This is a genomic window from Vibrio sp. TAP-3B (genome assembly GCF_057784735.1).
Map to the genome: position 1 here is coordinate 1,230,733 of NZ_CM173495.1, position 13,363 is coordinate 1,244,095.

The following is a 13,363-nucleotide window of genomic DNA, read 5'->3' on the forward strand; positions in this document are numbered from 1 at the left end:
TGGATGCCGCTCGGTAAATTGATTTAACCATATCAAAGAGAAAAACCCAATTACTCTCTGGCGAAAGCGGAAGCATATACCGCTTTCTTTGCAAGAATTTAACGAGTTTTAATCACAAGCTGGTTAGATTGCTTCACTTCTTCCATAACAACGTATGTTCGGGTGTCATTTACACCAGGTAGGCGTAACAACGTATCACCCAATAATCGACGATAAGCCCCCATATCAGATACACGGGTTTTTAGAAGATAGTCAAAATCACCTGATACAAGATGACACTCTTGTATATCGTCGAGTTTTTGAACCGCTAAATTAAACTGCTCAAATACATCTGGCGCACCACGGTTTAGCGTTATTTCAACGAATACCAATAGTGACGCATCCAAGAACTGCGGATTAAGTAACGCAGCATATCCTGTGATGTAACCCTGACGCTCTAAGCGACGCACACGCTCCAAACATGGCGTTGGAGACAGTCCTACACGTTTTGAAAGCTCAACGTTTGAAATACGACCGTCTTTCTGCAGCTCATTAAGAATGTTGCGGTCGATACGGTCTAGTTCCTTGGACGGCTTTTTATAGTTGTCTGCCATTTTTTATTCCACCTTATTACTTCCTTGCAAAAAAATATGTTACAACTTTTTAATATTTGGTGCCAAATTTTACAAACCAATAACTATACTAGTTATTAATTCGATAATAACACCCTACAATCAGTTAATACTACCATTATAGAAAGAGGATACAGGATGATCATTGGCGTACCTAAGGAAATCAAAAATCACGAATATCGTGTTGGTATGATCCCAGCTAGCGTGAGAGAACTTATCTCACATGGTCACCAAGTTTTAGTTGAGACCAATGCAGGTGCCGGCATTGGTTTTTCAGACGATGATTACATCGCTTTCGGCGCATCCATTCTCCCTCATGCTGCAGACGTATTTGCGCAAGCAGACATGATTGTAAAAGTAAAAGAACCCCAAGCAGTAGAGAGAGCAATGCTCCGCGAAGGGCAAATATTATTTACTTATTTACACCTAGCACCAGATTTTCCACAAACTGATGAGCTAATCAAAAGCAAAGCTGTCTGTATAGCCTATGAGACTGTAACAGATAATATGGGTCGTTTACCACTGTTAGCACCGATGTCAGAAGTGGCGGGTCGGATGTCTATCCAAGCAGGCGCGCAAACGTTGGAAAAATCACACGGGGGCCGTGGCTTACTCCTCGGCGGTGTACCCGGTGTTGGACCCGCGAATGTCGTGATTATCGGTGGTGGTGTCGTTGGTGCGAGTGCAGCCCGTATGGCGGTTGGCCTTCGTGCAGATGTCACCATTTTAGACCGTAATGTAGACACTCTACGCAAGCTAGATGAGGAATTCCAAGGGAGAGCAAAAGTCGTTTATTCTACAGAAGACGCTATTGAGAAGCATGTTCTAGCCGCCGACCTCGTTATCGGAGCGGTTCTTATCCCTGGCGCTGCAGCGCCTAAACTCGTTAATAAAGAGCACATCGCGAAGATGAAACCTGGCGCAGCGGTCGTTGACGTAGCCATCGACCAAGGCGGTTGTTTCGAGACTTCTCACGCAACCACACACGCAGAACCCACTTATATTGTTGATGAAGTGGTTCACTACTGCGTCGCAAATATGCCTGGTGCCGTTGCACGCACTTCAACATTCGCATTGAACAATGCAACACTCCCTTACATTGTGAAACTCGCAAACAAAGGCTACCGTGAAGCGCTACTTGCAGATAAAGGCTTCCTAGAAGGTCTAAACGTTATTCACGGCAAAGTAACATGTAAAGAAGTGGCTAAAAGCTTTAACCTAGAGTACGTTGAATCCGAACAAGCCATCGCAGCCTTTAACTAACAGTAACGCCACACGACGGTGTCATGTTTTAATTACAAAAGCCCACGAATAATGAACTGACCCCCAATAGTTGGACACCAATTATTGGGGGTCTTTTTATGTCCAAATATAGCCGCGAGCTAAAATGTATCATTGCTAAACAATGCTTAGATGGTGCGTCATCTCGCTATTTAGCAAAACAATATTCAATGTCTTCAAGACAGATACGGTATTGGGTTCAAGTCTTTGTCATCCATGGTGCTGATTCATTTTTACCAACTAAGCATGCTACTGCTCAGGAAAAACGAAAAGCATTGAATTTAATGTGGACGAATGATTGGTCTCTCACGCACACTAGCGCAGTATTAAACCTCTCATCCCCGGGGATACTCTCTGTCTGGCTCAAAAGATTTAATGAGCTCGGTATCAAAGGGCTCAAAATGCGCCAGAAAGGAAGACCCTCAATGAAACAGCAACCTCAACGTACCACTAAACCTGATAATGAAATGACACTTGAGGAGCTAAAAGAGGAGTTGGTCTACTTACGAACTGAGAATGCCGTTCTAAAAAAGTTGGAAGAGTTGGAGCAGGAAAAAAACCGTCGAACAAAGAAAAAGCGGTCATAGCTCTAACTCTTAAAGGCAAGTACCCGTTGAAGCACTTACTGCACACTCTACAGTTGGCAAAAAGTGTCTTCTATTATCAGGCTCAAACGAGTAAGCGCCCAAATAGCTACGAACGTGAGCTGCGTTTGATAAAGTCAATTTATCATGAACATAAGGGTCGATACGGCTACCGCCGTATTCACTTGGAACTAAAAAATCAGGGGGTTATGCTTAATCACAAAACGGTTCAAAGACTTATGGCTCAGCTCAACCTTAAATCGACGGTCAGGGTTAAAAAGTATCGTTCATACCGAGGAGAATCTGGAACAGCAGCTCCTAACGTGCTTGAAAGAGATTTTAGTGCGACTCAACCCGATGAAAAATGGGTAACAGATGTCACGGAGTTCAAAATCAAAGAGCAGAAAGTATACTTGTCTCCCGTTGTCGACTTGTTTACTCAGGAAGTGGTTGCTTATAGAGTGGCCAAAAATGCCTGCTTGCCGCTTGTCACGGATATGCTGACGGAAGCTATATCAACGCTTAAACCCAACTCAAAACCAATTATACATAGCGATCAAGGTTGGCAATATCGCCATCGACAGTATCAGAAAAAGGTAGCGGAGAATGGGTTAACGCAAAGCATGTCGAGAAAAGGTAACTGCTTGGATAATGCTGTTGCTGAAAACTTTTTTGCTTTACTCAAAACAGAGATGTATCACAACCAAAGCTTTGAAGATGCAGATGCTCTGATAGAACAAATTAAAGAATACATCGAGTACTACAATACCAAGCGTATAAAAGTGAAACTAAAAGGCCTGACTCCGATAGAATATCGAACTCAGGTCTTGAAAGCCGCTTAACAGAAATGTCCAACTTTACGGGGTCACTTCATAAGTGGGCTTTTCACATAGAGCATTTAGCTATAAAAAATAACTACTTCTTATATGCGCAAATTAAAATATTTCTAGGTGTGATTGATTTAGGGCAAAATTCTGACAAATTGACACGATAACCACGCTCTTGAAGATAAAGTGCTTTGTCTAACGCGAGCCATACCTCCAACGGACGCTGAAAAACCAGTTGAACTAAGCTCATTCTTTCCATTTGCCAAAAGCGCTCTTCAGCCAACGCTTCGAACTGTTCGAAATCTATCTCTGGGTTCAGTTTCAATCCCTTCTGTTCCGCAGCCCAATAACATAGTGCCTTAAAACCTGTATTTAATTGAGACTTGCGAATACTCGGTACGGGTTGATACTCATTCCCCCCCATGACTTGATGAGTGATCGCATCAAAACCAAGTCTGAAAATCATTTCTTGCTGACGATGACGACGTACACGCGATCCACCAGTGACTGTCTGCTGAAGTGGTATACGTAACTCATGCTTCGAGAGGGTTAATTTTGAATTTTTGCCTGGCGTTGATAGTGCTTGATACTCTTCAGTTTGAATGAGGTGATAACAACAAGGCGATATAGTCATTGCGGCAACCCCTTTTTCACTGCCGTATTGCATTAATCGAACATGCAAATCACCACAAGCATGTAACGCAACCGCGTGTTGATTCGGCCTAAATACTGCTTTGGCTTGAGAGCTAAACGCGTCACCTTGGACAAATGTCATTTGCCAATGATTGTCGTCAGCCGCTTGCTGCCCTGAATCACATAGCGCTTGTTGGTACTCAAAGCTCGTCACGGCTTGTTCAGTCTGAGTCGTGAGAACTCGTCCTAAATACCCTTTCCCAGAACACCACTCTAACCATTCTTCTCCATGATGATGTGAAATAGCGGCTTCCCCTAACGCACTAATTTGCGCCAATTTTCGACCAGGAATGCCACTGTCTAAACCGCGAGTCAATTGAAGACCATCCAAAAACAACGGCTCAAGCTGAGCTCGTTCTGTTAGAGCTCTTACGTTTGGTAAAAACTTGCTGATTTCAGCCGATACTATTTCAGGCTGAGCTTTTAAGTCTTCTATTTGAGAAGGAGACAGAGAATATAACCATTGGCAAAGCTCAGGATATGTATCCTGCCAAGGTAGTGATGTCTGGACACTACTTTTGAATGGTTCGAATCGCCATAGTGATTCGTTTTCTAACAAGCCGTCGTTAATGAATTGAAATTGAGTTTGCATAGCCCCCCCCCTACGGTGAGGGAGGCATTGTATACCCAAGCCGGCCTGTCTGAAACAAGCAGCTTGAGGGGAACAAAAGTGAATATCTATCGAACAGGGAGCTCAATATCTTTAAACATCTCTTCAATTTCAGTATTTGACTTGAGTGAGATGGCCTGCTCTACCACAGGGCGAGTTAAATGCGGAGCGAAACGCTCCATAAAATCAAACATGTAAGAGCGTAGGAAGGTACCTCGACGGAAACCAATGCTCGTGGTACTTGCACCGAATAAATGGCTTGCATCAATCGCAACTAAATCGTTGTCCTGCACTTGGTCGACCGCCATACTAGCAATCACACCAACCCCAATCCCCATCCGAACGTAAGTCTTAATCACATCAGCATCGGTTGCAGTAAATACCACGCGTGGCGTTAAACCTTCACGGTTAAATGCCGTATCTAACTCTGAACGACCAGTAAACCCAAACACGTAAGTGACGAGTGGGTAAGCAGCAAGATCGCTGATCGTTACTTTATTTTTCTTCGCTAATGGGTGTTCTTTGGGTACCACGATAGAACGGTTCCAGTGATAACAAGGCAGCATGATCGCGTCTTGATACAGATGCAGAGCTTCCGTTGCAATAGCAAAATTAGCGGTGCCTTTTGCAATCGCTTCAGACATCTGTGACGGCGTACCTTGGTGCATGTGCAAAGAGACTTTCGGGTAACGAGAAGTGAAGCTCTTAATCACATCTGGCAGTGCGTACCGTGCTTGAGTATGCGTAGTGGTGATGTTGAGCGTCCCCATTTCTGGATGGGTATGTTCACCGGCTACCGCTTTGATGCTTTCTACCCGAACAAGAATCTCTTGAGAAATTCGTACGATTTCTTCTCCGGCAGGTGTCACTTGTGTTAAGTGCTTACCACTACGTTCAAAAATCTGGATACCCAATTCATCTTCTAGCAACCGTACCTGCTTGCTGATACCTGGTTGTGAGGTATACAAACTTTCTGCTGTCGCAGACACATTCAGATTATGGTTTACAACCTCAACAATATACTTCAACTGCTGCAACTTCATCGTAATCCCTTACTAATTTACGAGATGGTATGTTAATCATTCTAACGAACGATATAATAATTAGTTATAACGCGATAAAGATAAAATGAACAGTGATTTCTAGCTTATACCTCAAACACATACTCGTAATTTGGGCAAAGAAACAACATGAGCAAAGGAGAGTAAATAAATACCCTAAGCTCTGTGATGTGACTTCTATCGAGAACTAAAACGTGGTTAGGCAAAATAATCAAAAAAATGGGGTGCCGAGTGAGATAAGATTCATGTATTCTTTAATGCTAGCCGCAGAAAAGTAAAAGCAGACGCAAAGATATGAATATTGGTTTAATAATCGCTTTGGTAGCCATCCTACTGGTATTGATCCTAGGCTATAACATCATGTTGCAATACAAGGTCAAGGTAGAGACCGCAAGAAGACAGGAGTCAGCACGTTATGTCGCTTTGATTGATGGCACTGAAGAGCTCATTGGCCACGCGCACCATATTCCTTTTAGTAAAGAGCTTTTGTTATGTCTAAATAATCGCATACTTGACGCGTTAGAAAGCATGTGTGAGTTAGACCCAAAAAATAAACATCTTGCTCAACGCGTCGAAAACATGAAACAACAAATTGAATTACTTAAAGAAAATGGTACGACAAGCGAAAGCACGACGTTCAAAATGCCGAGCAGCGATAAACAAGCCATCGTCATGCTAAAGCTTGTTAAACGCCTTCGCGATACGGTTCGTAATGAACACAATAAAGGCAGAATCGATACCCAAACTTACGTCGCTGAAAACGCGCGTTTGGAAACGATGCAAATTCGTATCAACATTGAAAACGTCATTAAAAGAGCTAATGATTCCATTGCTCGCGGTCAACCAGGTACTGCGCTGCAATTACTGCGCAAAGGCATTGATGCACTAAGTACGAAGAGTGACCCCTACTCCCTCCAAGCAAAAGAAAAACTTGAAGGCATGCTCCTTGAACTCGATAAAAGACGTCAAGACAAAAGTGATGCCGAAATGCAGCAAAGCGTAGACAAAGAATACGACAATGACATGGAAGCACTCTTCGGTGAGAAGAAAAAATGGTAACATTCACGTTAGGTCATTAAAGGCTGCAATTGCAGCCTTTTTTCTATCCGTTAGATACCGGATAAGCCCAACTTGAATGTGAAGTACTAAACTTAAAATGATTAATCTAAACGCCTATCAAAATCTTCTTGCTCCTATTAACCAATTTCTGCAATGCAGCACACCTGAGGAATGGATAGAAGAAGCCAAAAAACCAGAAAACCTTCAAACCATTTTGCTAGATCACCTATTGTGTGAACTCAAAGCTGGTCAATCCGCGATGTTTTTGATTCGCAAATATGCCGTCGACCAAGCCAGTTCGCACGCTCTACTTGACTGGTTTAAACCCTATGAAGACTTCGCTTATCGTCATCTGGGCTCGCTAGAGACCTTAAAAGGTAAGAGTAATATCTCTAAAGCAATCATGGCAAAATCCGGCTCTCCATACAGCCAAGATTTAATTGATAAAATGGTTCTTTTGATTAAAGAGGAATTGCACCACTTTTATCAAGTCTTAGAAATCATGGAAAGCCGTGGGATTACATACAAGAACATCCCAGCAAGTCGTTATGCTAAAGGGCTGATTTCGCATATGAAAACCCATGAACCAGAAACATTGATCGATAAGCTCATTATTGGCGCATACATAGAAGCGCGCTCTTGTGAACGATTTGCCAAGCTCGCGCCACACATGGATGATGATATCGCGAAATTTTATGTATCCTTACTGCGCTCAGAAGCACGCCATTACCAAGATTACCTCGCCTTGGCAGAGCAAATCGCGGGGAAAGACATCAGCGAACGCATAGCCTATTTTGGCCGAGTTGAGGCAGAGTTAATTTCTACGCCAGATACAGATTTTAAGTTCCATAGTGGTATTCCAGCCTAGCGAGCATATTCTCCCAAGATTGAGCATGCTCTGAACTTATTTATATAGACAGAGAAATAAATAAGCCGAACATTTCGTCCGGCTTATTTTTTGTAGCAATGAGGTTAGGAATAAAGCTGAAACACAACAACTAGAGCTTGAATGAACCCATTCGAGTTTTCAAGTTGTGCGCTAGGCTACTGATCTGCTGGCAAGCCACAGCCGTTTGCGAAGCTCCCTCAGCCATCTCTGTTGAGGCACTATTAATATGCTCCACACTTCGATTCAGCTCTTCGGATACAGAATTCTGCTCACTACAAGCCGTTGCGATTTGTGTGCTCATTTGCGCTATGTTATCGACAGAATGTTCAATTTCTTTTATCTGGCTATCAGCGTCATTGACTTGCTCAACACACTGAGAAATGCCCTCCTGACAATCACGGCTTGAATGCCCTATTTTGCTGCTGCTCTCTTGTAGTTGATTAACAATTTCCACAATTTGTGAAGTGGAGTCTTGAGTGCGTTGCGCCAGAGAACGAACCTCATCTGCCACAACAGCAAACCCACGTCCTTGTTCACCGGCCCGAGCAGCTTCAATTGCGGCGTTCAGTGCTAACAAGTTTGTTTGCTCCGCAATCCCGCGGATCACATCTACGACCACATTGATATTGTTTGAGCTAGATTCAAGCTCACGTGCCAGTTCATCTGACTCTTGGATCGTATGTGATACACGCTCAATTACTGCGATAGTTTGTTGTAACGTCGCCGTTCCTTGTTTAGCCACTTCCGTTGCCGAGTAAGCAGAGGTCGCGCCAACTTCGGTATTTTGTGCCACTTCACTTACAGCAGCTTGCATTTCTGTCATCGCAGAAGCCACCGAACTAAGTTCAATTTGTTGATTTTGCATACCAGAAGCGGTCTGAGAAGAAATAGCACTCACTTCCTCTACTGCTGCCGTTAGCTGAATCGTTGAGTCATTAATCTCAGAAACCAGCGAATGTAAGTTTGTTTGCATACCGACAAGCTCTTTGAGCAACGTTCCTAACTCGTCTTTGCTCAATTCACTTTCATCGATTTGATTATTCAACTGACCCTTGGCGATTTTGGAAGCGAATTCCAATGCTCGATCAACAGGCCCGCAAATGACTCGAGAAAGCAACATGGCAGACATTACCATGACCAATGCGACGACAAGCGCACCAACAACAGCGCTGTATTGTGTAAATGCCGCTTCACTTTGTACTTCTTCGCCAATCAAATTCACCAACTCATCGTTCAACGCGAGAGTGTCATCCAAGCTGCTCAACGCTTTTGAGTAGGTATCGAAACTCGATAAAATCACATCATTTGCACTTTCAGCATCACCTTGGCTTAGCAGTGTGTTGTAAGTCTTCGTTTCTTTGATGTATTGATTCCAAGTTTCTTTAAAAACGTTAAAAGACTGCGTTTCACGCTGATTAAGGTCGAGCTTTTCGTATTCTGCAATACCAGCCTGCACATCAGAACGCCATTGTTCGAGGCCTTTTAACCACTCACCAATTTTGGGGTGATTTGCGTTTGGCAATAAAGAGAACTCATCTTTGCGCACTTTAGTAATATCAACTTGGATACCTTTCAAAATCGCAACAGAAGGTAAGCTTTTATCTGTTAGCACTGAGATGTCTTTATTCAGTGTTAACAACCCTTGTACCAACATTACTGACACTAAACCAAACACGGCAAAAACGGTTAAATAACTAACCGATATTTTCTTTACGACACTTAAGTCTTTAATACGCATGCACTTTCTCCCTGCAGCCTTTCTAAACCTCTCACTTAAGTGAAAGCTTAACCTCTAAAACACACTGTTTTTTGCGCTCGATATCATTGAGCGCTCTTATATACATCGGCCTGGAAGATCAAATCTTGACCAGTAATTGATATTTTTATCACGTGCTATTTTAGAGATAGGCTCGTATGCTCCGTATTGTGTCTACATTTTTTTATGAGCGCTTCCCGGCGCAACTCTAAGATCTCATCGATGAGTTTTCTTTAGCGTTGATGCCAAAGTGCTGAGCATAATTTTTGACTTTTTCAATCTCATCAGGCTGTAAGCGGTATACCTCTTTCTTTAAACGAGCTTCTGCTTCGCTTCTAATCAAACCTTGGTCTTGTAGTAATTTAATGATGGTTTCATCGATTGGATTTACTGCTCTAGCCATGGTGCTCCATCTATCAATTTAAGTTCTAGCCATGTGGCTGGATGAATGACGCCGCACAACTTATAGAGCGAAGATGACAACTTGATTGCAGTGAGTACGATTCGTTAACCATCGCTATTATTTACAGCCGCTTAAGCAACCATTAACTCTCTACCCCGACTCCTCACCATTGAATAAAGATCACATTCTGATAACAATTTTCAGTACTGGCTTCGATGTCATCCATATTTAACGCGCAAGTAATATTTATAAACAAGAATGATTGCTCTAGTTCAAATGATGGAAAAATAAGATGAAATTATCGCAGTGGGGTCTTTTATTAAGTGGCTTGGTGGCATTGCCAAGCATTGCAGATACAGATGTTTATCTAACCAATAACTCTGATCAGCCTTTAACTATTCAAGTAAAGCACGAAGGCAGTGATTTACTTCAATACGGAGAAGAGTGGCAGCAACATGTACAAGTACTTGGTCCGTGGGAAACCAAACCTGTATTGAGCTTCAATCGTTGGGAAGGCGTGAAATCAAACCAAACTTACCGTTTTGAAACTGTGGTTTCTAGCCCTAAAGGTGAAAGCATAACACTCAATCAGGTCATGGAAGGTCATTGGTATAATTCAACCATTGAATATGGCTTATCGGCGGCCGATGTCGATTTATCTCTTAAAGATGCTCGTAATATTCATCGTGCCAACACTAACGCTTTTGGCATCCGAGAAACCGAACTGGCATTTAAGTCAGACAGTACCGCTCAATACGACGATCTTTATTACACCATCACACCAAGCAAAGTAAATGAATCTGTCGATAACGAAGAACAAAACCTTAAGTTGATGACATACAACATCTGGGCTCTTACGGCTATTGCATCGCACATCGGTGATCGTTACGAACTGATTCCTCAATACGTCAAAGGTTATGATGTATTAGCGCTGCAAGAAGTGTTTGCAAGCGGTCGTGAAGCATTCCTACGTGAGTTAGCTAAGGAGTATCCGTACCAAACTAAGATGTTAGATAAGAAGGCGTTAATTATGCGGAAATTATTAAAGGTGGTCAGGCTTACCATGTGTTTGCTACCCATACCGCATCTTTCGATACAGACACCGCTCGCGAGTATCGTCAGCGCCAGTTCAAACAAATCCGCGCACTCGCTAAATCTCTCAACATTCCTTCAAGCGAAACTGTGGTATACAGCGGCGACTTTAACGTAAACAAAAGAAAGTTCCCTGGTGACTACCAACAAATGATCGCCAACTTAAGCGCCATCGAACCTCAGTATTCAGGTTACACGGAGTCAACCTTTGATCCCCGTATCAATAACTTCGCAGGTGAAGCGTTATCAGGTGGCGAAAACGTGGAATACCTTGACTACGTCATGGTGAGTAGCGAGTACGGTGTGAAATCATTCAATGACAACCGTGTAGACGTGCCGCGCACAAGCGCAGAGAGTTTATGGAAACACTACAATCTTTCTGATCATTTCCCAGTTAGCGCAACAATCAAGCCATGAAGAAAATCGCGTTGATAATCATGTCCGCCATTATGGCGGGCATGATGTTTTTAACTTTCAGTCAAGATGGGCAGCAAGAAACGGCCGTGTCCGCTTCTGCTCCAAAGACAAAAAATAAGAACGTCCCCAGTACATCACTAAAAAAAAGCAATATCGCTCCCAGTGTAGAGCCTTCACCACAGACTGCAGAGCTCCCTTCTGCGGTTCAAATAACGACTGAGAGATTAACTCTGCTCAAAGGGAGAAAACTGGTCGCAGAGCTTGAGTCATTTTGGCATGAGTGCATGTCGAACCGCGACTGTGAAGAACAATTAGCCTTGCTCGAGCCTTATTTATCTTCAGCACGATTTCAACTTTTGGCGAGCTACCATCAACTCAACAGTCAATGGCAAGAAAGTGTGGGTAATTTGTTGTTTGATGAGCAACAACCACTAGCCTCACGTATTGCACAACTTAAAGCCGAGGCAAGAGGCATTTGGGGCGAGTTGGCTGATGTTATTTTCGCGGATGAGTTCGCCCTATACGATTTCAATTTAGAGGCCCAACAGCTCAACACGCAAAGTCCAGAAAGCTTTTTACAAGCTTTCGAGCAACTCATCATAGACTGGCAAGAAAATGCAGAGGCTATCGGGCTTACAAACGACCAAGCAAAATATGAGCGTGCAGTCGCCCTGATACCCAATAGCATGAGCTTTCCAGATCGCCAAACTATCATCGCAGAGCTGCAAAAAACTTACTTAACGAAGGACGAAAGCGAAGACATTCACGCTCGTGAGCAACAAATTGCCGCGCAAAAAGATCAAGTCAGAGATTACCAACAAGCATTGCAACAACTTGAGTCCAGACTCAGAAAAGAGAGAGCCACAAGCCATTCGAATTTGTCAGAACCGGAATGGCAAAGCTATTACCAACAAGAAGTAGCGGATTTTCGTCGCGAATTTTTTTCTTCTTAACAATCAGCTTTGACTGACTGGGAGCTAAAAAAAGGCACGTTGCTAATAAGCCGTCGTGCCTTATGTTCAACTCTCTACTTTTAATTCAGAACAAATTCAAACCAAATACATCTTTCACATCAAATAGCACTTGTTCAGTTTTCTCACGAGAACGCTGACTACCTTGTTTTAAAATATCAATCAGCTGTGCTTTATCATTCAAATACATAGTGCGCTTTTCTCGAATAGGTCGAAGCATCTCTTGTAGGCATTCTTCTAACACTTTCTTGGTCAAACCATCACCTAACCCACCGCGTCGATAATGCTCTTTTAGCTGTTCGACGTAATCTTTATCAGGGTGAAAGGCATCGAGGTAGGTAAATACGATATTACCTTCGACTTGGCCAGGGTCCTCAATTTTCAGGTGATTGGGGTCGGTATACATAAATTTCACCGCCGCAGAAATCTCCTTTTCAGACGCCCCTAGGTTGATTGCATTCCCCATGCTTTTAGACATCTTATTTTTGCCATCAGTACTCGGCAAACGAGGTGCATCACTAAGTAATGGACGGCATTCTCTAAGAACCTCTTTTCCACCCAGGTAGTTTATTTTTCTTACGATTTCATTAGTTTGCTCCAACATCGGCAGTTGGTCATCACCTACCGGAACCAACGTCGCGTGGAACCCCGTAATATCGGCAGCTTGAGAAATTGGATACGTTAAAAAGCCAGCAGGAATAGAGCGTTCAAAGCCTTTACTTTGAATCTCATTTTTAACCGTGGGATTACGCTCTAAACGCGCAATAGAGACAAGATTGCTGTAATACATCGTTAACTCTGCTAACGCTGGTATTTGAGATTGCAACGTGATCGTGGTTTGTGTGGGGTCGATACCAACGGCCAAATAATCCGCAACGACATTGAGAATATTGGAGGATACCTTTGATGGATTGTGGGCGTTATCCGTCAAACCTTGCATGTCCGCGACCAAGATCGTTTGCTCATGCTCCGTTTGCAATTTGACTCGTTGTTGCAATGAACCGACATAGTGCCCGAGGTGTAACGGACCTGTCGCTCGATCGCCGGTCAGGATAATTTCACGCTGTGATGTACTTTGAATGGTGTTCATATTTATCTCCAAGTATTTA

At 43.1% G+C, this 13,363-nt stretch carries 11 protein-coding genes and 2 pseudogenes; 7 read left to right on the forward strand and 6 right to left on the reverse strand.

Translation table 11 applies throughout. From position 1 onward, the window contains the following. Nucleotides 1–98 precede the first annotated feature (98 nt). Nucleotides 99–593: a leucine-responsive transcriptional regulator Lrp gene (lrp, locus tag AC3D28_RS05750; RefSeq protein ID WP_098415315.1), complete on the reverse strand. Its 495-nt coding sequence runs from the start codon at nt 591–593 to the stop codon at nt 99–101. A gap of 156 nt (nt 594–749) precedes the next feature. Between lrp and ald the strand changes: the two genes are divergently transcribed. From ald to AC3D28_RS05765, 3 genes are all read left to right on the forward strand, one after another. Then, nucleotides 750–1,874: an alanine dehydrogenase gene (gene ald, locus AC3D28_RS05755; protein ID WP_488535839.1), complete on the forward strand. Its 1,125-nt coding sequence runs from the start codon at nt 750–752 to the stop codon at nt 1,872–1,874. Between the two features lie 98 nt (nt 1,875–1,972). Continuing rightward, complete coding sequence (locus tag AC3D28_RS05760; RefSeq protein ID WP_098414183.1) at nt 1,973–2,479, forward strand: helix-turn-helix domain-containing protein; 507 nt, start codon at nt 1,973–1,975, stop codon at nt 2,477–2,479. Next, nucleotides 2,476–3,318 carry an IS3 family transposase gene (locus tag AC3D28_RS05765; RefSeq protein ID WP_488536032.1) on the forward strand — a complete coding sequence of 281 codons (843 nt, stop codon included), beginning with the start codon at nt 2,476–2,478 and terminating at the stop codon, nt 3,316–3,318. The genes AC3D28_RS05760 and AC3D28_RS05765 overlap by 4 nt, the downstream gene beginning before the upstream one ends. Nucleotides 3,319–3,391: 73 nt before the next feature. On the opposite strand, the gene AC3D28_RS05770 is transcribed toward AC3D28_RS05765, so the two are convergent. Continuing rightward, a complete protein-coding gene (locus AC3D28_RS05770) occupies nt 3,392–4,588 on the reverse strand; it encodes a methyltransferase (protein ID WP_488535840.1) in 1,197 nt (398 codons plus the stop codon). An 86-nt stretch (nt 4,589–4,674) separates the two neighbouring features. Continuing rightward, on the reverse strand, nt 4,675–5,649 hold the full coding sequence (cysB, locus tag AC3D28_RS05775) for an HTH-type transcriptional regulator CysB (protein WP_098415312.1): 975 nt from the start codon (nt 5,647–5,649) through the stop codon (nt 4,675–4,677). A 312-nt stretch (nt 5,650–5,961) separates the two neighbouring features. On the opposite strand from cysB, the gene AC3D28_RS05780 reads away from it, so the two are divergent. Beyond that, nucleotides 5,962–6,726: a DNA repair protein gene (locus tag AC3D28_RS05780; protein ID WP_098415311.1), complete on the forward strand. Its 765-nt coding sequence runs from the start codon at nt 5,962–5,964 to the stop codon at nt 6,724–6,726. Nucleotides 6,727–6,823: 97 nt separating this feature from the next. Next, nucleotides 6,824–7,594: a tRNA isopentenyl-2-thiomethyl-A-37 hydroxylase MiaE gene (gene miaE, locus AC3D28_RS05785; RefSeq protein WP_488535841.1), complete on the forward strand. Its 771-nt coding sequence runs from the start codon at nt 6,824–6,826 to the stop codon at nt 7,592–7,594. A 130-nt stretch (nt 7,595–7,724) separates the two neighbouring features. Here the strand turns inward: miaE and AC3D28_RS05790 are convergent, their stop codons facing one another. After that, on the reverse strand, nt 7,725–9,353 hold the full coding sequence (locus tag AC3D28_RS05790) for a methyl-accepting chemotaxis protein (RefSeq protein ID WP_488535842.1): 1,629 nt from the start codon (nt 9,351–9,353) through the stop codon (nt 7,725–7,727). Nucleotides 9,354–9,508: 155 nt separating this feature from the next. Continuing rightward, a pseudogene (locus tag AC3D28_RS05795) lies at nt 9,509–9,774 on the reverse strand (hypothetical protein). Nucleotides 9,775–10,066: 292 nt separating this feature from the next. Here AC3D28_RS05795 and AC3D28_RS05800 point away from each other — a divergent pair. Both AC3D28_RS05800 and AC3D28_RS05805 read left to right on the forward strand, forming a co-directional pair. Next, a pseudogene (locus AC3D28_RS05800) lies at nt 10,067–11,283 on the forward strand (sphingomyelin phosphodiesterase). Further along, nucleotides 11,280–12,236, forward strand: coding sequence for an ATP-dependent dsDNA exonuclease (locus tag AC3D28_RS05805; protein WP_488535843.1), 957 nt, complete (start codon nt 11,280–11,282; stop codon nt 12,234–12,236). The pseudogene AC3D28_RS05800 and the gene AC3D28_RS05805 overlap by 4 nt, the downstream one beginning before the upstream one ends. An 85-nt stretch (nt 12,237–12,321) precedes the next feature. Here AC3D28_RS05805 and trpS read toward each other — a convergent pair whose 3' ends face one another. Further along, nucleotides 12,322–13,344 carry a tryptophan--tRNA ligase gene (gene trpS / locus AC3D28_RS05810; protein ID WP_488535844.1) on the reverse strand — a complete coding sequence of 341 codons (1,023 nt, stop codon included), beginning with the start codon at nt 13,342–13,344 and terminating at the stop codon, nt 12,322–12,324. Nucleotides 13,345–13,363: the final 19 nt, after the last annotated feature.